This is a genomic window from Sphingobacterium sp. Ag1 (assembly GCF_000988325.1).
GTDB lineage: Bacteria > Bacteroidota > Bacteroidia > Sphingobacteriales > Sphingobacteriaceae > Sphingobacterium.
Genome location: NZ_LBGU01000019.1, coordinates 46,437 through 69,834 on the forward strand (window position 1 = coordinate 46,437; position 23,398 = coordinate 69,834).

Sequence of the window (23,398 nt, forward strand, 5' to 3'; positions counted from 1 at the left end):
TCTGGCCCAATGGTAATCGTTAAAATAACTTAGAAACCTAAGCGATCATCTTTTAGTTTAGTCGCATCTTTACCGCTTGAATCCGTCGAACCATCTTCGACATCAGAGCCACCACCGCCCCAATATTGATTGCAGTCAATGACACGGGTAAGCCCACCCTGCGGCTGCTCAAAATCGCCCTTGGTATATTTCAGATTTGAATCTTTATACACTTTCTGCATGTAGTAAGCAAATACGGGCATCGCTGCTGCGGCCCCCTGTCCGTACTCCATCCTGTCGAAACTAATACCTCGATCTTCTGCACCGGTCCAAACCCCTGTAACCAGTTCCGGTGTGATACCGATAAACCAGGCATCTGAGTTATCGTTGGTTGTACCTGTTTTACCACCAATTGGATTGGTGAGCTTATACATCCATTGAATACGTCTTGCTGTACCCTGGGATACCACCTTTTTCAACATATCAACAATAATATAAGCAGATTCACTATTTAAGGCTTTTACGACCTTTGGTGCTTTATCATAGATCGGTGTACCATTTTTATCTTCAATACGTAAGATCGCAGTTGGCTCAATCCAGGTTCCTTGATTCACAAATGCCGAATAAGCACCCACCATATCAAAGACCGACGCTTCATAAGCACCTAATGAGATCGAAGGATAATTAGGCACATCACTTGTTATACCCATCCGTTTAGTCAATGCAGCTACTTCTGCAGCACCAACTTCGTGTACCAAATAGGCCGTCGCATAGTTTTGCGAATAAGCCAATGCCTTCGCTAAAGTAATCGGGTTTCCACCCTGCGCATTTCCTCTTGGTGTCCATCCATTATAGGTTTGTTGGTAATTGGGAATGCTGTAACATGGTGAATAGCCATTGTCAATCGCCACCGCGTATGTAAATGGTTTCGCCGTTGATCCGACTTGACGGGTACCCATTTTCACCTGATCATATTTGAAGTGATCAAAGTCAATACCACCGACCCATGCTTTGATATGTCCGGTTTTCGGTTCCATGGACATCATCGCATTGCGCAACATCAGTTTATTGTACTTAATGGAATCCATTGGGGTCATCATCGTATCAACACTTCCCTTCCATGTAAAAATATTCATCGGAACCTTTACATTGAAAGCCTTTTTGATCGCGTCTTCATTCAAGCCCTCTTCTTTCAAAATACGGTAACGGTCAGAGCGCTTCATTCCACTCATGAGCAGTTTGGCTTTGTCGCCTTTAAAAGGATCCCTATTTTTCCATTGTGCGGAAAATTTAGACTGCAATTGCTTCATCCACTCTTTTTGCGAATCCTCTGCATATTGCTGCATCGACATATTGATCGTCGTATAGATTTTCAATCCATCACGATCGAGGTCATACGGCGTACCATCTGGTTTGGTGATGGACAATTTTGCAAATTCTTTTTTGATTTCATCCTTTAATACCGCTCTAAAATACGGTGCCAAACCTTCCCCGTAATTTGCAATCTTCAGTTCTAAACCAAGTGGTTTCTCCTTCGCTTTTGTAGCCTCCTCTGCCGAAATAAAATTAGCGGCAACCATATTGTTCAATACTGTATTACGGCGTGTACGTGATTTTTCGGGATAGCGTACAGGAGAATATGCGCCTGGTCCTTTGAGCATCCCCACCAAAAGGGCTGCTTGGTCGGCCGTCAGTTTATCCGGCGTCGTATTAAAATAAGTCCGCGCAGCCGATTTGATTCCATAGGTATTGTAAGCACCAAAGTCTACCGTATTAAAATACATGGTGATAATCTCATCTTTGGTATAATTTCTTTCCAATCGAACAGCAGTAATCCATTCTTGAAATTTCTGGATAACACGCTTTAGAAAATTCTTTTGCCGTCCATCCGAAAACAGATTCAGTGCCAGCTGCTGTGTAATGGTACTCCCGCCCTGTTTGTTACCGGTCAAGGTGTGAAAGATAACTGTAAATGTACGTGAGTAGTCTATCCCGGAATGATCATAAAAGCGTTTATCCTCTGTCGACACCAATGCTTTAACCAAATAAGGCGACAATTCACTATATTTTACATTGGAGCGGTTTTGGACATAATAAGTCCCTAAGACCTTATGATCTTCCGTGATCACTTCGGACGCTAAATTACTTTTGGGGTTTTCCAAATCACTGAAGGAAGGTAACTTTCCAAATAGCCCAAGACGTATACTCAATATAAAGAGGAAACCTAGCGCGACAATCCCGACGATAATTTTCCAAAAATTGAACGTATACCGCTTGATATCAGCTTCAGTAAGTTGATTTTTTTTTGATACTCGTTTCATCTATTTACTAAATTTCAGACGTACATATTATTCTTTTAAAGATCGTATTGAATATCCTATTTTTCCATCCACAGCTGTGTTTTGCAAACTTGGATAGGGCATTATTTTAATCTTTAAAGACTTCAATTATGACATTAATGCTCACTCTATCAGATAGTGTGCCAAGAATCCCTACTTTGGCAAAGGTATTACTAATTGGACCAAAAGCAAGAATTTAAACATGAAAATATTGAACAGCGCTACGCACGTTCAATCAAGCAAACCGCATAGGCAACCACCCCTTCCTGACGACCGATAAATCCCATCGTTTCATTTGTTGTTGCTTTAATGGAAATATCATCGATATCCAAACCCGTCGCTTCCGCCAATTTAACTTTCATCTGTGGAATGTAGGGTTTTATCTTAGGAGCTTCCAGGCACAGCATCGCATCAATATTGCCAAGCGTATATCCCTTCGCAGCAATCAGCGCCATACATTCTTTTAACAACAATAAACTGCTAATGCCTTTCCAGCGCATATCTGTATTCGGAAAGTGGTAGCCAATATCTTCTAAATTAGCGGCCCCCAAAACGGCATCACATATCGCATGGACCAACACGTCGGCATCAGAATGCCCAAAGGCCCCAGCATGATGCTCCAGTTGCACTCCACCAACAATAAACGGATGACCTTCTTTCATCTGATGGACATCAAATCCAAATCCTACCTTAATTTTCATTACACGAATTATAGCTATGCTGTCTGTTCACATCCTTAAGATATGCCCAAACACGCGATTTATATACAAATAAAATCGGCCAATGTATGCTATTTGATAAGCTAGCATAGGTATACATCAGACCCCGATTCATCTTCGCTGAGATCTCTTGGTATGAACATATAAAACAATGACAGATTATTGCGAAGATAGCAATTCGCAGCTACATTTATCGCGACAAAAGGTTTCCAGCAGCCAGCCCAATCAAAATTGTAAAAAAAACGACTCGATCAATTAAGAAGAAAGCGTATAAAAAAAGGCTATCCTTGAGAATAGCCTTTTTCTATATTATTGTCTGTTTGTTTTTCGAAACGCTTCGAAAGGTAAAGCTTAAGCTTCTACTTCTTCTGGCGCAAACTGATCATATACTTCTCCAAAAGCATCGTAATCCTGATCGCCATTTGGCTCAAAAATCTGGATATCTTTTGATCGAGCAAAATCAACTATTTCCGTGTTGACATTTTCGTCAGCGACAACCACCATATCGGTAAAATGTAAGGCACCTTTATAGATCGCCTCATAACTACCATCGCCGTACACCTGCGCATCCGCAGCTTTGAAGGAGCCCTCGGGCGCCATTTCAGCATACTTTGTACCTAATGTACCTTTAAATTCTTCATTGAACAAAGAGTACATCACTTTTGCATCCTTGAATGTAGGATCGTCTTTATACGTTGTCTTCACGTAAGCCGGTACCAAAGCAGTGAACCATCCATGACAGTGCACTACATCAGGGGACCAACCTAATTTCTTCACAGTTTCCAATGCTCCTTTACAGAAGAACACCGAACGCTCATTATTGTCTGCAAAGAATTCGCCATGCTCATCACTAAAAACTTTTTTACGCTGAAAGTAGTCTTCATTATCCAAGAAATACACCTGCATACGGGCCGCAGGTAATGAAGCAACTTTAATAATTAGCGGATTATCATTATTATCCACAACAATATTCAAGCCTGAAAGACGAATAACCTCATGTAATCTATTTCGACGCTCATTGATATTCCCAAAACGCGGCATTAAGATCCGGATCTCAAAACCCTTTTCTTGCATCGCTTGTGGAAGTTGACGTGTAATTTCAGAAATTTTAGTTAATTCGAGGAAAGGCGACATCTCGTGAGTAATAAACAATATCTTCGTTTTTGCCATCTCCAGTTATTTTTATTTATTATTTTCGAACAGTAAAATCGGTCTACAAAGGTACGAAAAAAATACTTACTATGCAATTTACTATTAATCATCGTTTTATATTCCCAAAATATTATGCACCTTTGCCAACAAAAAACTAAATAGCAAAGTGGAAATTTTCAAAACGAAAGCATCTCTCCAAGCATACCTGCAACAAGCCCGATCAACAGGTCAAAAAATCGCTCTAATCCCTACGATGGGCGCTTTACATGAAGGACATTTATCCTTATTAAATTATGCAAAACCAATCAGTGATATTCGTGTTTGCAGCATTTTTGTTAACCCCACACAATTTAACGATCCGAAAGATCTCGAAAAATATCCACGACCCATCGAAAACGACATCAGATTACTGGAATCCGTCGATTGCGACATTCTCTTTTTACCAAGTGTTGATGAAATGTATCCTGATAAAAATGAAGCCTGGCATCTTGACCTTGGCGAACTGGATCAAATTTGGGAAGGTGAAAAACGCCCCGGGCATTTCCAAGGTGTCACCCAGGTGGTCTATAAATTATTTACCTTAGTACAACCGGATATTGCTTGTTTCGGGCAAAAAGATTTTCAGCAGGTCATGGTCATCAAACGCATGATAGCCATGAAGGATCTCGCGATTCAATTGGCGATATGTCCTATCATTCGAGATCAAGACGGCCTGGCACTGAGCTCTAGAAACGCGCGCTTAAGTGAAGCTGGAAAAAGAACCGCTTTGGCACTCTCCCGTTCCCTGCAATACGTAAAAGATCATCTACATGCCCCTATCCCACTCGAGGAAATAAAAGACAAAGCGCTGCAGATGCTAACAGACACCGAAGGACTAACCGTTGAATATTTTGCCATATGTGAGAGTTCGACCTTAAAAGAAGTCAATCACATCGATTTCAGCAAGCAGCATGTCGCACTTGTCACTGCCTGGGTCGAAGGTGTCCGTTTAATAGATAATATGATTCTGAATAATTTGTCAAATTAATTGACAAATCTTTCAAATTCAGTAGAAAGCCCTACCTTTGCGCCATGGTAATAGAAGTAATGAAATCCAAAATTCACCGCGTTAAAGTTACACAAGCGGAATTGAATTATGTGGGTAGTATCACGATAGATGAAGATTTGATGGATGCCGCAAATATCATCGCTAACGAGAAAGTTCAAATCGTAAACAACAATAATGGAGCCCGTCTTGAAACATACGTCATCCCAGGGCAACGTGGATCAGGCATTATCTGTTTGAATGGTGCTGCGGCTCGCCTCGTTCAGGTTGGCGACATCGTCATCATCATTTCCTACGCAAACATGGATTTTGAGGAAGCTAAGCAGTTTAAACCTTCCATTGTATTTCCAGACGACAACAATCATCTGATTAAATAATCAGGAAGCAAGTTAAGCTTAGCACATAGAAACTTTATAATTTTTTAATGAGTGGATCACGAATACTCACAAAATAAAATCGTATTTTTGAAGCGTTACCCTAAAAAGTAACGCTTTTTTATGTACCGAAAAACAACGAAATCCCCACGTCAGCTTATCGCATTTTGCCAATTGGTATTAATGTCGCTGATTATTATTTCGGGTGTTGTTTTTATGCACAAAGAGGTAAAATCAACCGGTGAGATTGTTATGCACACCCACCCTTATGATTTTACCAAGAAACAAAAGCCGCAAGAAACAGATGACCAAATCGAATACCTCAATGTCATCTATCACAATACCTACGTACAAACTGAATTTACCGTCCTTGAGCTTCCTATTCCGCGTGAAGTAAAAGAGGAACGCTATCATTTATTTTGTCCGGAAGCGATCACCACAACCATCGATCATTACCACTTACGTGGTCCCCCCAGCTTAGCATAAACCAAAAATCAAAGACTTCGAAGGCCTGTAATCCTGGATGACCAAACTCGTGTTGTATAAAAAACAATATGCTAGCTATGCGCTTAATTGATTGGTCCAGTAGCTACGGAATGTAACACCTATCGATAAATGTCTTTTGATACCATCTTTTCATGGCCTCCTTTTCGAGCATTGTCTTTTCACAATGGCGACAACGTTTGCTGAATAGCCTTGTTGGAAGTTCAGTACGCTGCTTGGTATAAAGCACCTTACTAAAAACAAGCCATTCACCTGTTTTCGATAAGATCGCAATACCTCGAACGCCATTTATGCAATAGGAATAGACCTCGCTATATGAGGCTTATATATGTTTAAATTTTTTTATCAAATTACGATGCTAAAGCAATACACTTTATTGGCCACATTACTGGCTGGTACATCCACTATATACGCCCAGTCAAAACTTGAAGGCTACTTGTTCAATAAAAATCATGAAGCGGTTCCTTCCGGTACCCTGACCTTAAAAAACAGCAAGCTCGCGACAACATCCGATGCCGATGGCTACTTCAAGCTGTCTGCAATACCTACGCAAAAAGTTACCTTAACTATATCTGCTGTAGGCTATCGCTCCTTAAGCAAAGTCATCTCTTTAGACACGTTGAAGGAACCATTGCAAATCCAACTGGAGGAAGACAACCTCAATTTGGATGAGGTTGTGGTTTCAGCTACACGCTATGGCGTGAAACGTAAGGACGCTCCTGTGGTGGTCAATGTCATTGGTCCCAAATTATTTAATGCGACACAATCTGTCGCTATGTCGGAAACATTGAATTATCAACCGGGTGTACGGGTAGAAAACAATTGCCAGAATTGCGGTTTTTCACAAGTCCGGCTTAATGGTCTCGAAGGCCCCTATTCACAAATATTGATCAATAGTAGGGCGGTATTTTCCGCACTAAATAGCGTATACGGTTTGGATCAGATCCCCACCAGTATGATCGATCGTATTGAGGTTGTGCGCAGCGGCGGTTCGGCCTTATTTGGTGCCAATGCCATTGCAGGAACAATCAATATTATTACAAAAGATCCTATAGAAAACGACTGGCAGGTCAAATCTACCAACTCATTTATTGGTGGCAAAAGCTGGGATAATACCGTTGATTTTAATACCTCAACCGTTTCGGAAGATCTTAAAAGAGGAGCCACATTCTACGGCATGCACCGCAATCGGGAAGCTTACGATGCGAATGGTGATGGTTTTTCGGAAATAACCAAACTTCGTAACACCACTTTTGGCACAAAATTATTTTACAAGCCGAGTGATCTGGATAAGATAACGGTTGACTTTAGCACCGTGAATGAGTTCCGCCGCGGTGGTGATCAACTCGATAAAGTACCCCATCTGACGCAAATCACCGAGCAATTGGAAACCAGTTCGCTTGTTGGCGGAATCACCTACGATCATTATTCCACCGATTATAAGCAAAAAATGTCCTTGTATGGCTCTGTGCAGAAAACTGTTCGCGACAGCTACTATGGTGGTCTTGGAGGTGGAACGACACTTGCCGACAGCACATTAGCCGCAAATGCCTATGGAAAAACAAATGATATCGCGCTGGTTGCCGGGGGACAATATACCTACAACTTTGAAAGAGATGTATTTACTGCCGGAGTGGAGTTTTCATACAACGATACCCAGGATGAAATACCGGGGTATAAACGAACCATCGATCAGCAGAATAAAGGATTAGGCAGTTATGCCCAATACGAATGGAAACCTTTAAGTAATTTTAAAACGTTAATTGGAGCGCGATATGATTACACCTATGTAGACGGCAAATATAGTCTTGCAGGGATAAACCGAAACTCAGATCAGCGCTTTGGCACCTTTAGCCCACGGTTGACCATCTTATACGATATCACAAAAGATCTCCAATTTAGAGGGGGTTATGCACGTGGCTTCCGTGCGCCACAGGCATTTAATGAGGACATGCATGTCACTTCCATTGGCGGAAACCAAGTCTTTGTATTGATCGGTGAAAATCTGAAAACAGAATACTCCAATGCGTATACAGGTTCTTTTAGCTACAACAAAAATTTTGGAAATGTACAAACAAGTTTACTGGTAGAGGGATTTTACACGGATCTAAACAATCAGTTTGTCAACGTCATGGCGTCTGAAAAAGATGGATTGATTATCCAGGAAATGCAAAATGGTGAAGGGGCCCGGGTGTATGGTTCCAATATTGAAATCAATATCGCGCCATCCTCCTGGTTTTCTTTCCAAACCGGCGGGACGATCCAGCGCTCACGCTATAAGAAAGACCAACTGATCTATACAGGAAAAGAAGATGGGCAGGATATCCTCACCAAGAAATATGTCCGTACGCCCAACATTTATGGCTATATGAATACCAACCTGAAAGCGACCAAACAATTTGCGATCGATCTGACCGGAGTGTACACGGGAAAAATGATTGTTCCACACATTCAAAATGATGTGATGACCCTCAAAAATGCCCGGGACTTTGTGGAATTAAATCTCCGTCTGGGCTACACCTTTCCAATACATAAGGATTTCAGCATTGAAATTTTTGGTGGTGTACAAAACATGTTCAATGCATTTCAGAAGGACTTCGACAAGGGGGCGCTACGTGATTCAGACTATATCTATGGTCCAACACGCCCCCGTACCTACACGTTTGGACTTCGTGTTGGTCATTTTCATTAACATAAATTTGGGATATGAAGCATTTCCATAAAATATATGTGCTAGTGATCCTATTCTTTTATCCGCTCTGTCACTATGGACAGGAGCGGATAAATTGGATCGATTTTGCACAATTGGATTCACTCCTGGCTGTTTCACCACGCGAAACACTGCTCTTTATTCATACAGATTGGTGCAGCTATTGTCGAAAAATGGAACAGGAAATCTTTACAAAAAAGGAGATTGTCCAATTAATCAACAAGCGCTACTACGCGGTGAAGCTCGACGCAGAATCTATCGCTGAGATTGCTTTTGATCAAAGTATATGGGAGCCCTTAAGCAAAAGGAAAAAAACAGGACAATATCATCCATTAGCTTTACAATTGCTACAAGGGAGAAAAATGATTTTCCCAACCCTCCTACGTTTTGACAGCGAATTTCGCTTAAAAAGTATACGACAAAAATATCTGAATTCAAAGGAGTTAGCCGTATTTTTAGAATAATTTAACATGTAATTGTAGCGAACTCCACTATTCCTGCGTTTTGGATTTTATAATTAATACTCACTTTAAGAAATTATGAAAAATATCACGAAATTATTAATGGCGTTTTTGTGTCTGGGGGTTCTTTTTACGGCTTGTAACAAAGATAATTTTGATTGGGATGCCTATTACAAACAGCAAGAAGAAGCGGTAAAAAAAGAAAAAGCAAGACAAGACTCGCTATACAAAATTCAAGCTCCAATTTTGGAAGCTTACGCAAGGCAAAAATGGGGTAACGATGCTATGCGTTCAGACTCTTCGCTTTCAAAAGGAATGTGGTACAAAATTGAATATGCCAAAGAAACCGCTACACCGTATACTTATGGTATCACGTTAACAAATAGTGGTGCTGCGATTACACCATTTGCTGCAACATTTAACTTTAAAGGAGAGCTCATGGACGGAACTGTTTTCGACAAAAGCGCTACAGGAACGCCGGCAAATTACACCAATATCTACAATGCATTCAGTATCTATAATGTTGCATGGATGAGAGCATTTACGCCTCCTACTATTAAACAAGATGGAAGAGATTACTATCCACACGGTTTACTTCCAAAAGGATTACAAAAGGGAGATAAAATAACTTTTATTGCCCCTTCATATTATACGTTTGATCAAACTGAATATACCAAAGGCAGTGAGAAGGTGACAGTACCTAAAAATACACCTGTCGTATATACAATTGAATTGTTGACTATTGGAGCTGCTACTTCCAACTAAGAAACATTAACAATGCATTCATCGAAGCCATTTTCATCGTGAGAATGGCTTTTTTGTAAGCAACCACCGCCGTAGTCGACGCTTAGAAGTGTAAATTACTGTATCAAAATGTTAATTCTTACAGTGAAAACTTTTAACGAAGAAAAATTAATATACATTTGCAAAGCTACTTTCATAAAGAAAATAGCTTTTCCTTGAAAAACCAATAAGAAAATACAATGAAAAAACTGTTATCACCACTATTCATGGGAATTGCAGCAATCGCTTTCCTTATCATCAGCTGTAACAAAAGTGACGATGCTCCGGTTTATGATGCGAATGCTCAATTTAAGACGGATTCTGTAACACTTAAAAATTACGTTAGCAAAAATTACCCTGAAGCCCAATACAACAGCGAAACAGGAATTTGGTATGAAATTCTTACCGAAGGAAGCGGAAATTATGAGTATAAAGTGGTTGACACATTAAATGGCAAATACTTAAAATTTAAACCGACTGTAAAATATGTTGGAAAATTATTGAATGGAAGTGTATTTGATCAAACTGATACTGCCAAGGAATTTGAAATCATCACAAACACAGGGTATCAATATCCATTTTATAGCACCATTATTCCTGCTTGGACCTTCGCATTTGCACCACAAAAAATCGGTGACATGAAATTGGGCGGCTTAACGGAAAAAGGCCTACAAAAGGGTAGTAAAATTCACATCATGGCACCTTCCCTTTATGGATACCAAAATCAGGCTGTCGGAACTATTCCGGCAAACTCACCATTGGATTTTGTCATTGAAGTAACAGATATCAAATAATTATCGCCCCTTCTGAAGCAATAAAGCATAAAAGCTCCTAAAATGAGATCATTTTAGGAGCTTTTTAGTTCAATCAGGTTTCTAATATACACCTTCACAGCATCATATCGCCCCCCCTCTATAGGGAAGTATACTCCCGCAATCTCTTCAAACTAAGAAATAACGATTAATCTGTTTATCGGCGATAGTTTTAATGCTAGCAAAATTATCCAAAAACTTAAAAGTAAGATTGATATTAATACTGATATATCTCAATACTTATTTATATCTAATAACAATTTTCAATCAATTTTTAGACAGTGATCAGTCACTGGTAATTCAGTGCCCACTGAGCAATCACTGAACAAGCACTGAACGATCACTGAACAAGCACTGTCTAAAGTGTTAACTTGATCACTATATAACCCTAATTTTCTGCAACAAAATGAAAGAGAAAAAAGGAAGGGGCCTTATGGAACAAAAGGATCCCTATTGTGCGGTAATAGCATGATAAACAACACTTTAAATTAATTTAAAAGGAGGAAATTGAAATATAACCCGAAAAAGTGTTTTTAGAAAAAATAAAAGCTCGAAGTGGGGAACTCCGAGCTTTACCTAACCAATTATTAACCTAAATTATGAAAAGTTCTTTATATATTATTTTTAATATCTTTCGTTTCTTTTGATATATCAAAGGTACTACAGATCTGTGTTCATGTCAAGAAATTTAACAGCATTTAACGTTGTTAAAATTATGTTAAAACAATTTAGCATGTTCTTGTGCATTTAAACGTATTTCCCTATCCCCTCGCCTTCTACTGTCAAACATTTTCAATCAGTGAGCTGCATAGCCAACCGGTGCTTATTTGCAATTTTCCATATAGTTTCTTGTAAATAACGTATAAGCAAGTTGTCCCCAACCTCCACTTGCTCTGACTATAAAAAATATGCACCTACACTGACAGCAGCTCAAAAGGTGGACTCCACGTGGATTTACTGTACACGCACTTCGCCTACAGACCGAACTTGGCAATGAGATCTCCGTAACGTGGTCAGCGGCCAATTCCTTGCGTGACGGACAAAGTCGGTTCAACACCCGAGCCACCGTGCATGCTTAAACCATGGCTATTAATCCCCCAGCCTCCTCCTATAAAATCTTAGCGCTTTTATTCGCATAAGTGCGGGCAGAGTATCAAAAAAAAGAAATAAATTTGTGAGAAGATCCAACATCAATTGGTATCTTATTTAGTTAGACGATTGATAGCATATGAAAATAGCTTTAGCACAGTTAAATTACCATATCGGTAACTTTGAAGCAAATACTAAAAAAATAATTAGCGCGATCCAACAGGCCAAAGAAGCAACGGCCGATCTTATTATTTTTGCCGAGCTCGCAATTGGTGGTTACCCTGCCAAGGATCTTTTACGGAGTAAGGCCTTTAAACGTCAATGCGATGAAGCTATTCATCAAATCGCAGCCCATTGTCAGGATATCGCCTGTATCATTGGAGCCCCGGTCAAAAACAGCGACCCGGAGGGCAAAGAGCTTTATAATACCGCCGTATTTATTGAACATGGATCTGTCCGAAACATTGTTAAAAAAGGCCTTTTGCCCGATTATGATGTATTTGATGAATATCGTTATTTTGAACCCAGCAGACGTTTTGATTGTATCGAGTTGAATGGCGTAAAAATTGCCTTAACCATTTGCGAAGATTTGTGGGATGATGACGAAGGGGGCAATTCTTACGTTGGTGATCCCATGGCGGAATTGAGAAAAGAAAATCCAGACCTCCTCATCAACATTGCGGCATCCCCTTTTTCCTATACCCATTTTGATGAACGGATCAAGGTCCTCAGCCAGCAGGTAACAAAGGCTGGCAGACCGCTCATTTATGTCAATCAGATTGGCGCTCACATGGATATTATCTTTGACGGCCGTTCAATCGCCCTGAATAATGAAGGAACAAAAATTGCTGAACTAAAAAGCTTTGAAGAAGATCTTCAATTTGTCACCTATCGTCAACAAAATATAACGTCCACCACGGCTTCTTCAAAAGAACCGATTTCCGAAATAGCTCTTATACACGATGCATTGATCCTTGGCCTTCGTGATTATTTTCAAAAATCTGGTTTCAAAAAGGCGGTTTTAGGTTTGTCCGGTGGGCTTGATTCGGCCTTAGTCGCCGCCTTGGCCTGTGAGGCTTTGGGCGCCGATAATGTGTTAGCCATACTGATGCCATCCGTTTACTCTTCTGACCATTCGATAAAAGACGCACTGGATCTCGTCAACAATACCGGCTGTAAACATTATATCGTTCCGATCAAAGATATCGCGAATGCCTACGAACATAGTCTAGCCCCTCTTTTTGAAGGGCTACAGCCAGATACGACTGAAGAGAATATTCAAGCGCGCGCACGTGCGGTCATTTTGATGGCCGTTTCCAATAAATTCGGCAATATTTTACTCAATACATCCAACAAAAGTGAAGCTGCTGTCGGATATGGCACACTCTATGGTGATATGGCAGGTTCCATCTCCGTGATCGGTGATGTTTACAAATCCAAAGCCTATGATTTAGCACGCTATATCAATCGAGAACGGGAGATCATTCCAATCAATACCATTGAAAAGGCACCTTCTGCGGAACTTCGACCAGATCAAAAAGATTCGGACTCCTTACCGGAATACGACTTATTGGATCAAATTCTTTTTGAGCTTATCGAAAATGAGAAAGCAGGATCTGAAGTTGTAGCAATGGGCTTTGAAAAATCGTTAGTAGAAAGGGTATGTAAATTGGTTAATAATGCGGAATTCAAACGTTTTCAAGCTCCTCCTATACTGCGTGTTAGTCCAAAAGCTTTTGGTCCAGGAAGACAGATTCCGTTGGTGGCAAAATATCCTTATTAATTTTACAATTCGGATTAAACCATATTTCTAGTTTTTTGTCTAAAGTAATAGATTGCAAAATCGGAAAGGATGGTAGCATCCCGGAAAGTGAAAACGATTGCCATAAAGACCGTCAACTGTATTATTTTACAATTGAAAGGTATGCGGATAAGAATAAAACAAATTAGTTAAATAAATATAAGTTCCATATAGGCCATGAACCATCGTGAGTGTGGTTGTCCAATGCGACGACAAAATACTCATGGTAGATTCATCACAGTTGATAAATAAATTACTACGATGAAAAAGATTCTATTGTTTTTGGTGCTTTGCGTTGCACTCGCATCATGTTCGTCTTATCAATACAATACCACTCGGGTAGAAAAGATGGATTTTACTCCTTTCAAGACCTATGCTTGGTTACCTCCGGTAGACTCGCTTTCGAAGTCTTATTTTGACAACGATATCGCCAAAGCCAATATCCTGGATGCCGCGAATACTGCGTTGGAGGCAAAGGGTCTACAATATTCTAAAGATAATCCTGATCTACTATTTCGGTATATTACCATTGTCAACAATAAAAGCCGTTTAATTTATGGTGGCGGCGGTTATTACGGCTGGGGTGGTCCCTGGGGCTGGTACCGTCCATGGTTTTCACCTTACTACTATGGCGGCGGCTATTACCCCGTTGCAAAAGAACGCTATCGATATGGCCATTTGATTATCGAAGCCATCGATCGCAAAACAAACGCAGTAATCTGGCAGGCACGTGGTTCTGGCGATGTTGATAATCCTGAAAAGGCAATTAATAACATCAGCAAGGTTGCAAAAGGTGTTATTGACCTATTTCCTGTAAAAACTATAAAGAAATAAGAGATATTCTCATTTTAAAAAAGGCTGGTTTACAAAATAAATCAGCCTTTTTAGTGTAACTAAAATTATTAGATAGCATCATTGCCCCCCTGCGCTCCCACAGCAAAAATATAAGCTGATTTACCATCTTTCCTTGGCAAATTTTGACTATTTTTAATTATTAATTACCGACAATTCATTGAAAAAATATTTGCTATTCTTAGATACGGAAACATCTGGTTTACCGAAAAAATGGAACAAGAGTTATATGGACAGTGACAATTGGCCCCATATTTTACAATTGGCCTGGATCATCTACGACGAAGACCAACAGGAAGTTAAACGAACCAATAAATATATTTACGAGCCGTTAATACCAATTAGTCCTGCATCCGAACAGATTCATGGATTGACACCACCTTTTCTAATGAAATATGGTGGGAAGAAAAAAGACGTATTACGGAAATTCAGTCATGACATCAAAAAATATAAGCCGCAGTTAATCGGCCATTTTCTATCATTCGACCTGCAGGTATTAGCAGCCGAATTCTATCGATCCAACTTGGCTATTCCATTTCATAACTTAGCATACTTTTGCACCTTGTTGCATAGCAAAAAATACGTTCGAAATCCGAATATGGTACATCTTCCACTTTCATCGCTACATGAAACGCTATTTTCGAGTCCAGCGACCGAAATGCATAATGCAGAAAAAGATGCCGAGATTACCGCTAAATGTTATTTTGAAATGATTCGAAAAGATGAATTATCCGATCAGGACATACAACATCAGCAAGCTGAATTCGAAAACATCTGTTAATGTAACTTCCATGAAAAACCCCGACGCTATACTACGCCTACTGAAATCGACTCAGCCATTTCAAATTCTGCCCGAAACCCTACAATTGAGTATCGTCGACAGATTCAATGAACATCGTTTTTCCAAAGATACCTTAGTTTATCGGCAGAACATTACCGATATGGATGGTGTTGATTTAATCCTCGAAGGTGAATATGAAACGTTCTTTCTGGATGTTTCCGATAATAAACGATTGGTCGAGATACACCATAAGCCGTATTGTTTTGGTGGAATATCGGTCTTATTAAACCGAACAAAAGCACTCAAGTCTGTTATTGCGAAAAAAGGTACAATTATTTATCGTTTACCCCGAAAAGACTTTATTGAGTTGTGTAATGCGAATGAAGAGTTTTTCCATTTTTTCACCAATTCCTTTGGAAAAAGAATGTTAGATGAGGAGTTTTCTCATTTTGTGAAGTCGCCAGCTTCCTTTGAGGAAAGCTACTTTGCGGCAGACCAACTCTATTCGCGCAAAATTGAGCATATTACCTATAAAGATATCGTATCCTGTACACCCGATACCCCCATCTTTGAGGCTGCACAGACCATGGCGAAACACAAGGTAAGCTGCATATTTATTAAAAAGGAGGAGCAGATTCTCGGCTATGCAACCGATATTACCTTAAGAGACAATGTCGTGGCCCAGCAGATTCCGGCAACACAATCTATCGCTCAGGTTATGGATAACCCCATTGTCAGTATTTCCGATCAGGCCTATCTTTACGAGGCGGTACTGATGATGTTCCGCACGAAATCGAGGTATCTCCTTGTCGAGAAGGCAGGCAATTATATCGGTTTCCTTAGTCGGAATCGGCTATTGAGTGAACAGGGGCAGTCTCCGCTCGTATTCATTCAATCGGTTAAACTCGCCGAAACGCTGGATGAGTTGCGTGAAAAATGGAACAATGTTCCCGAGATTATTCACCAATTGCTCGGTAGGGGTGTAAATGCCGAGATTGCGAACCAGGTTATTACGACCGTTGCCGACAGTATTGCCCTTAAAGTAATTGAAAAAGTGATCGGGGAAATGGGCGAGCCACCCGCAAAATTTGTATTTATGGTAACGGGTAGCGAAGGAAGGAAAGAACAAACGTTAATGACTGATCAGGATAACGCCATTATTTATGAAGATAAAGCAAACGAACAACGGGAGCTCGTACGCGCGTATTTTCTCCATTTTGCCAGTCGCGTATCGGATCATCTCAATACCATCGGTTTTAGCTACTGTACCGGAGGATATATGGCCAGTAATCCCGAATGGACACATTCCCTGTCGCATTGGAAGAAAAATTACAAAAAATGGATTGAAGAAAGTATTCCCGAGAATGCAATTAAATTTTCAACGTTCTTCGACTGTAGGCGACTATATGGCGACCAGGATATAATTGATCAACTCAAGGAATTCCTGAATATTGAGCTACAAAAACCCAACGAGCGTTTTTTTACATTCATTGCAAAGAATGCGCTGCAATATGAACCGCCGCTCACATTTTTCAAGGCAATAAAAACGCAAACAATAGGTTCTTCTGAAGTCTTCAATATCAAGAAAGCGATGACACCCATTGTTGACTTAGTCCGGGTTTACGCACTGCAAAACAGAATTTATGAAGAAAATACCGGTGGTAGGTTAAAACAGCTTCTTGAATTGGGCATCTTCACACAAGAACAGTACGAGGAGTTAAATCAATCCTATTATTACCTGATGTCGATCCGTTTGAAAAATCAAGCCAACCAGATCCGTATTGCTAAATTGGCGCCCAACAATTATGTACCTATCGATAGCTTGACCAATATCGAAAAGGCGACAATTAAAGAGATCTTCAAAACAATCCATAATTTTCAACTCGGTATTAAGCTGAAATTCACCAGCAATTTATTTGGTTAAGTACCTTATTGTCATACAAAGGCAATAAGGTACGAAGATCAGCGCTAACGCGCTTCTATTTTTTTGGCAAAGACAAATCAAACTGCCAATGCTTTGCTAATCGCTGCAACTCTTGCTTTGTTATTGGGATGACAGCACCATGTTTAGGCGAAGTGAAATTAGTCGATTTCATTTTACCTTCATTAAAGTGTCCCAGATCAACAAAATTTTTAAAATCTGTGGTTTCACTGAAGCCAAAATTATGTGGCGATATCCCATACATATCATACATCAACACCCATTTTTCTTCCCCTATCCTTTTCCACACATTCGGAGCTTCGCAGGCTTCCGACTCAGGATCATAGAAACGATCATCATACTGATAGGGTCCATTCGGGTGGTCTGAAACAGCTTGCTTAATGCCTGGAACACCATCATGGGCAACATAAAAAAGATGGTATTTATTACCCACTTTCGTCATGTCGCCATCGATGTAATTTTTATTTGATTTGGGGTATTGAAACAAGAGCTGTGGTTCTGACTCGAATGCTGTAAACTCCTTATTTAAGTAGGCATAGTAGAGCTGATTCAGTCCATTGCCAAACCGCATGGTAAAATAGATCATCATCTTACCAGTACGATCATCATAGATGAGTGCGGGAGCCCAAAAGGCGCCAACATTTTCCCAGCCTTTAAAGGCTTTCTCCAAGTAGAGCTCCGTATGGGTCCACTGAATTAAATCAGCCGATTTCATTAAGACAATACCGCGGTTGTTGCCCCATCCAAATGCTATGCCATCGCGCTCCCATTCTGTACTTCTATATCCTTGCTTTTGTCCGTAGATATGTAAATCCGTCATGACCATATAAAAATAGCCATCTTTTCCGCGCATGATATAGGGATCCCGAATACCTTTCTGCTGTGCAATGCTATCGCCAGCAATGATTGGTTTTCCTTTATTGATATCGGTGAAAGAATAGCCATCCTGGCTGACTGCAACATACAGGCCATGGCTATCATCCTTAAAATAAACCATGAGGTAAGCGGCCAGATCCGATTCCTTCGCCTGTGCAAATAAGTTATGCACAAATAGCATCAGGGTTGTAAAAAAGAGTATGCGAATATTCATCTTATTTTACGGTCAATTTTATCAAGGTCAAGGAGTAAGGTTCAAATGTTTCAACAATCGTCTTCCCCTTATAAGTTATTGTATTTTGCTTTGGACGGATATTCAATGGTTCCTCGATACTGTTACTCAGGTTTAAGTTGGCATTGGCCAAGGTGATTTTCTCTGCTGTCGCAGCAGGCTTTTTCTTCGAATCTATGGCAAGGTTCACTTTCATCGGCTTACTATTGTAATTGACGACTTTCACGATAAGCTGTCGCGCAGCTGTGTCATATACTGCCGAAGCATATAGGCTATCTTTGCCCGCTACGAATTCACCATCCCGTTTGATCGGAACAATGCTTGTCCCTTTATTGGTCGCATATAATTTTTGAACTTGGTAGCTCGGTGTTCCATATACCTGCAAGTTATCCACCCAAATTAAATCAGGTGACCACTGCCAGCCATCGACATGACCGAATAATGGCGCGTAAGACGCCATTTCCACTACGTCGCCATTTCGTTCCAGACCAGTCATGAAAGCTGCCTCCGAAAGAGCTGCCTCCCAGGTACTTTTTCCAGGACCATTTGGTCGCGTGGTATGCGAAGCGTATTCCCCTGCGAAGATTTTCACTCCATTTCTAGGGTAATTATCATAACGATTGGCGCTCGACAGAAACCAGGATGGTGGGCGGTAATAATGTTCATCAATGATATCGATATTCATCGCCCGCAGTTTATCATCTAAGAAGTCAAAACGATCTCCTTCGGGATCGGTACCCGAACTGGCGATAATTTTGATCTCCGGATGTTTTTCGTTTAACGTTTTCTTGAAGACGGTTAACCGCTCGATATATTGCGGGCCCCAATTTTCATTTCCAACCCCCAGCATGTTGAGATGGAAAGGCTCAGGGTGTCCCATATCCGCCCGTAATTTCCCCCATTTTGTAGCTGTTGTGCCGTTAGCAAATTCAATCAGATCCAAAGCGTCTTGAACATATGTATCCAGCTCATCTAAGGGTACCACTTCACCGGTATTAAATTGGCAGGCCATACCGCAATTGAGAATTGGCACCGGAGATGCGCCAATATCTTCCGCCAGCAAAAAGTATTCATAAAATCCTAAACCGAAGGTCTGAAAATAATCAGGTGTCAGACGATGGCTAAACTCGGTATTCCAGCGGTTGATAATCAATTCCCTTTCCGTTATTGGTCCAACCGTTTTTTTCCATTGAAACCGATTGGCCAAATCTCTCCCTTCAACAATACAGCCGCCAGGAAAACGGATAAAGCCAGGTTTCATATCGGCAAGCATCTGAACCATATCTTTACGAAGCCCCTTTGGTCTACCTTTCCAGGTGTCCACTGGAAATAAGGACAACATATCGACCTCTAAAGTCCCCGTCCCTGTAAACCAAATATTTAATTTCGCTTTATCTGTCGTTTGGTTGACAGGTAATTTGACCGCAGCTTCCGTCCAGGATGCGACGGGTTCAAGCGGAAGTTCAGCTTTCCCAATCACCTTGTTCTGCTGATCGATAAGTTCAACATGCACTTTCATTCCTTTAGCAGCACGCTGGTACTGCAACGAAAACTCATAGCTTGCTCCCGCTTTTACCCCCATTCCTCTAAAACCTTCATTTTGCAGCCCTAATCTTAGATTTGCCGTATTGTTTAATCTTAGATAGCGTTTATTTCCCTTACGTTTACTATCATTCAGCAGTAAATAAGTACCCTCGGCACCATTTTCAAGCTTCTTCCAGCCCATCCAAGGTTGATCAAACTCAAATGATCTATTTTTGACCAATTCGGCATAGATCCCACCGTCTGCCCCAAGATTGATATCCTCAAAAAAGACGCCCCACATATGTGGCGATATTTCACCTGCAGGTTTATCCAGTGCAATATCTAACGTGATTGGTGACTGTGCAGCTGCCGAAAAACCTAAACTTGCCAGCACTAGCATCAACGATACAATTTTTTTCATCTATGTATTTATTTGTTCATTAAATGAGCTTATTACGCTCATTTATTGGTTTACTACCCTTAATCAATCAGGTAATCTCACGGTATTTGTGGTCTATTTCCCTTTATTTTCCAAGGGATCAATGCGGTATTTCACGGTCTTTAGCGGTACGTTTCCAGTTACTTTCAATGGGATTAACGCACTCATTAGCTCATTTATTGGTTTACCACCATCGAATCAATAGATATTCACAACATCTTATATTAATTCCAATACAATAACTGAAAATGCCGGAATATCCACTTCAATAGTACCGTTTACAACCTTGGCCGTATTGTACACAACAGGTGCAATTGTTGCGGGTTTCTTAAAGGAATTATAATCGCGTAGGTTGTCCGCGGTAAGTATTCGACCCGTTACTTTTCCAGCTTTCACCGAACCTAAATCAACCTTTACCTTATTATTCTTTTTCGGATCAATATTTACCAAGGATATATGTGTGCGGCCCTGTTTGTCCTGTGATGCCGAAACCGATACGGCCGGAATTTTCTCCTGATTAAATTCAAAATCCGCTGATTGAAGCGTAATAGGAATTAACTTGGCATCCTGATGAACTTTATACATCTCCATCACATGATAAGTCGGTGTCAAAATCATATTCTTCCCCTCGGTTAGAATAACAGCTTGCAATACATTCACTGCCTGCGCTAAATTGGCCATCTTCACCCGACGGGCATGGTTATTAAAAATATTCAATGTCATGCCGGCAATCATGGCATCACGCATGGTATTTTGCTGATAGAGAAAACCAGGGTTCGTACCGGGTTCAACCTCATACCAGCCGCCCCATTCGTCTACGATCAGATCCACAAGTCCTTTCGGATCGTATTTGTCCATAATGGCAATATTCTTTTCTACGAGTTCATTCATAAACCAAGCTGATTTCATGGTTTTAAAATACTCTTCCTCCGAATATTGGGTCGCAGAGCCTTTTTTATCCCAGTTAATCACCGCATAGTGATGAAGTCCCATGCCTTTCATCAAACCACTTGGAATTTTCTTCATGAGTGTTTCTGTCCAATTATAATCAGCGCTATTCGCCCCCGAGGCGATTCGATACAAACCGCTTCCATTGGTCCAGTCCGACATAAAAGTCGCGTATTTGCGATAGATATCGGTATAGTAATCGGCAGTCATATTTCCGCCACAGCCCCAGGCTTCATTTCCTACGCCCCAAAATTTTACCTTCCAAGGTTCCTGCCGGCCATTTTTTCGTCGCCAATCCGACATAGGGCTCTCACCTTTAAAATTCACATATTGCACCCAGTCGGCAAGCTCCTGCACCTCACCGCTCCCCACATTACCCGCTAGATAAGGTTCTGCACCAAGCAATTCGCACATATTCAAAAAGTCATGTGTACCAAAAGAATTATCCTCTGTCACACCACCCCACCAATTATTTACCATAGCGGGACGCTGTGCTTTGGGCCCGACTCCGTCCTTCCAATGATACGTATCGGCAAAACAGCCCCCCGGCCAACGTAAATTGGGAATATTCAACTTCTTAAGAGCTTCGATGATATCTTTCCGGACGCCGTCGGCATGGGGAATCGAGTCATTTTTCTCACCGACATAAAATCCATCATAAATACAGCGCCCCAAATGTTCGGCAAAATGTCCATAGATATGTCGACTTATAATCTGCTCCTGCTGTGGTGTTTCCAATCTTACACTACTCTGTCCATACAGTAATCCAGTGGCCAGCGTAAAAACAACGCCTAATTTTAATCTTAGCTTCATCATATCGATTTTATTATTTCACACTAAATTGATAGGTTGTCTTTGAACTATATTTTTCACCAGGTTTTAACACCGTGGATGCAAAACTGGGGTGATTTGGTGCATCTGGAAAATGTTGTGTCTCCAAGCAGAAGGCAGAACGAAATGGATACACTTTTCCCTCTTTCCCTTTAGGATCCGAATCCTTCATAAAATTACCACTGTAAAACTGCAAGCCTGGTTCGGTTGTGTAGATGTCCATTTCAATACCTGTCTTTGTAGCATACACCTGTGCGACCTTCTGGAAACCATCCTTCTTGTTGAGTTCAAAATTATGGTCATAGCCCTTTCCAATCTTCAGTTGTGCATTTTGATCTTCTATACGAGCGCCAATGCGTGTCGGCTTGGTAAAATCGAATGCGGTGCCCGCGACAGGCAAGCTCTTTCCTGTTGGGATCAAGGTATTATCAACTTCGGTAATTGCCTTTGCATCAATTTGAAGTTCATGATCCAAAATAGAAGAATCTCCGGCCCCATTGAGGTTAAAATACGCATGGTTGGTCAGATTTAAGACCGTCTCTTTATCTGTTGTCGCCTGATAGGCTATGGCCAAAGCACCGTTGTCCTCCAGGGTGTAGGTAACCTCCATCTTGACCGTTCCTGGATACCCCGCTTCTTTATCAGGTGAGGTGTAGGCTAATGTGATTGATGTATTAGTGCTACTAACGACATCCCACACCTTATTGTAAACGCCATTGTTACCGCCATGAAGTGAGTTCTCGCCATCATTCTTTTCCAATGTATACACCTCACCATTCAGTTTAAATGATGCTTTCCCGATCCGGTTACCATAACGCCCTACAATGGCGCCATAAAAATTATTATAGTTATCCTTGTATTCTTTGGCCGAATCATAGCCCAAAATCACATCAATCGCTTTACCGTTCTTATCCGGGACTTTTAAACTCACAAGACGTGCACCATAATTTGTCAACGTAATGGCGAGTTTATCATTCTTGAGCTGGAACAGTTTAACTTCTTTACCATCAATCTGGCTGTCGAAAGCCGGGCTGGAAGTAGAATCAGCCATCGTTGCTGCTTGCTTACTTTGAGTTGATGAAGATTGGCAGCCATAAGCCAATGAAGCACAAGTCAACAAACCAATAATAATTTTCTTATTCATCTGTAATTAAGTTTTACCCCATCGGTCTGACGGAGGCTTCCTAATTTTCATTAGGAATGGT

The 23,398-nt window shown here is 40.8% G+C and carries 18 protein-coding genes; 11 read left to right on the forward strand and 7 right to left on the reverse strand.

Annotation, left to right across the window (positions count from 1 at the left end; genetic code table 11):
- Positions 1-29 precede the first annotated feature (29 nt).
- The 3 genes from AAW12_RS02490 to AAW12_RS02500 form a co-directional block, all read right to left on the reverse strand.
- Complete coding sequence (locus AAW12_RS02490; protein ID WP_046672029.1) at positions 30-2,300, reverse strand: penicillin-binding protein 1A; 2,271 nt, start codon at positions 2,298-2,300, stop codon at positions 30-32.
- A gap of 239 nt (positions 2,301-2,539) precedes the next feature.
- Positions 2,540-3,019, reverse strand: a complete 480-nt coding sequence (gene ispF / locus AAW12_RS02495) for a 2-C-methyl-D-erythritol 2,4-cyclodiphosphate synthase (protein ID WP_046672030.1) — start codon at positions 3,017-3,019, stop codon at positions 2,540-2,542.
- Positions 3,020-3,388: 369 nt separating this feature from the next.
- Positions 3,389-4,207: a glycogen/starch synthase gene (locus tag AAW12_RS02500; protein WP_046672031.1), complete on the reverse strand. Its 819-nt coding sequence runs from the start codon at positions 4,205-4,207 to the stop codon at positions 3,389-3,391.
- Positions 4,208-4,355: 148 nt separating this feature from the next.
- Between AAW12_RS02500 and panC the strand changes: the two genes are divergently transcribed.
- The 11 genes from panC (at position 4,356) to AAW12_RS02555 (ending at position 17,325) form a co-directional block, all read left to right on the forward strand.
- Positions 4,356-5,216 carry a pantoate--beta-alanine ligase gene (panC, locus tag AAW12_RS02505; RefSeq protein WP_046672032.1) on the forward strand — a complete coding sequence of 287 codons (861 nt, stop codon included), beginning with the start codon at positions 4,356-4,358 and terminating at the stop codon, positions 5,214-5,216.
- 44 nt (positions 5,217-5,260) lie between these two features.
- Positions 5,261-5,611 (forward strand): aspartate 1-decarboxylase, encoded by a 351-nt coding sequence (panD, locus tag AAW12_RS02510; protein WP_046672033.1) that lies wholly within the window; start codon positions 5,261-5,263, stop codon positions 5,609-5,611.
- A gap of 120 nt (positions 5,612-5,731) precedes the next feature.
- The gene (locus AAW12_RS02515; RefSeq protein ID WP_046672034.1) at positions 5,732-6,094 is read left to right on the forward strand and encodes a hypothetical protein; all 363 of its coding nucleotides are present in this window, start codon (positions 5,732-5,734) and stop codon (positions 6,092-6,094) included.
- A 373-nt stretch (positions 6,095-6,467) separates the two neighbouring features.
- Positions 6,468-8,804 (forward strand): TonB-dependent receptor, encoded by a 2,337-nt coding sequence (locus AAW12_RS02520; RefSeq protein ID WP_046672035.1) that lies wholly within the window; start codon positions 6,468-6,470, stop codon positions 8,802-8,804.
- 14 nt (positions 8,805-8,818) lie between these two features.
- Entirely contained in the window at positions 8,819-9,286 is a 468-nt protein-coding gene (locus AAW12_RS02525; protein WP_053003500.1) for a thioredoxin family protein, read from the forward strand.
- Between the two features lie 75 nt (positions 9,287-9,361).
- Positions 9,362-10,048: an FKBP-type peptidyl-prolyl cis-trans isomerase gene (locus tag AAW12_RS02530; RefSeq protein ID WP_046672036.1), complete on the forward strand. Its 687-nt coding sequence runs from the start codon at positions 9,362-9,364 to the stop codon at positions 10,046-10,048.
- A 218-nt stretch (positions 10,049-10,266) separates the two neighbouring features.
- On the forward strand, positions 10,267-10,860 hold the full coding sequence (locus tag AAW12_RS02535) for an FKBP-type peptidyl-prolyl cis-trans isomerase (protein WP_053003501.1): 594 nt from the start codon (positions 10,267-10,269) through the stop codon (positions 10,858-10,860).
- Positions 10,861-12,106: 1,246 nt separating this feature from the next.
- A complete protein-coding gene (locus AAW12_RS02540) occupies positions 12,107-13,750 on the forward strand; it encodes an NAD+ synthase (RefSeq protein ID WP_046672037.1) in 1,644 nt (547 codons plus the stop codon).
- A 279-nt stretch (positions 13,751-14,029) separates the two neighbouring features.
- Positions 14,030-14,602 carry a DUF4136 domain-containing protein gene (locus AAW12_RS02545; protein WP_046672038.1) on the forward strand — a complete coding sequence of 191 codons (573 nt, stop codon included), beginning with the start codon at positions 14,030-14,032 and terminating at the stop codon, positions 14,600-14,602.
- Positions 14,603-14,780: 178 nt separating this feature from the next.
- The gene (locus AAW12_RS02550; protein WP_046672039.1) at positions 14,781-15,401 is read left to right on the forward strand and encodes a 3'-5' exonuclease; all 621 of its coding nucleotides are present in this window, start codon (positions 14,781-14,783) and stop codon (positions 15,399-15,401) included.
- Complete coding sequence (locus AAW12_RS02555; RefSeq protein ID WP_231585187.1) at positions 15,343-17,325, forward strand: DUF294 nucleotidyltransferase-like domain-containing protein; 1,983 nt, start codon at positions 15,343-15,345, stop codon at positions 17,323-17,325. Before AAW12_RS02550 ends, AAW12_RS02555 begins: the two co-directional genes overlap by 59 nt.
- Before the next feature lie 55 nt (positions 17,326-17,380).
- On the opposite strand, the gene AAW12_RS02560 is transcribed toward AAW12_RS02555, so the two are convergent.
- The 4 genes from AAW12_RS02560 to AAW12_RS02575 all read right to left on the reverse strand — a co-directional run bounded on the left by AAW12_RS02560 (position 17,381) and on the right by AAW12_RS02575 (position 23,337).
- Positions 17,381-18,433, reverse strand: coding sequence for a glycoside hydrolase family 43 protein (locus AAW12_RS02560; RefSeq protein WP_053003502.1), 1,053 nt, complete (start codon positions 18,431-18,433; stop codon positions 17,381-17,383).
- A gap of 1 nt (position 18,434) precedes the next feature.
- Positions 18,435-20,396 carry an alpha-L-arabinofuranosidase C-terminal domain-containing protein gene (locus tag AAW12_RS02565; RefSeq protein WP_046672040.1) on the reverse strand — a complete coding sequence of 654 codons (1,962 nt, stop codon included), beginning with the start codon at positions 20,394-20,396 and terminating at the stop codon, positions 18,435-18,437.
- A 237-nt stretch (positions 20,397-20,633) separates the two neighbouring features.
- Positions 20,634-22,178 carry an alpha-N-arabinofuranosidase gene (locus AAW12_RS02570; protein WP_231585188.1) on the reverse strand — a complete coding sequence of 515 codons (1,545 nt, stop codon included), beginning with the start codon at positions 22,176-22,178 and terminating at the stop codon, positions 20,634-20,636.
- A 10-nt stretch (positions 22,179-22,188) separates the two neighbouring features.
- Positions 22,189-23,337, reverse strand: coding sequence for an aldose epimerase family protein (locus tag AAW12_RS02575; protein ID WP_046672042.1), 1,149 nt, complete (start codon positions 23,335-23,337; stop codon positions 22,189-22,191).
- Positions 23,338-23,398 lie beyond the last annotated feature (61 nt).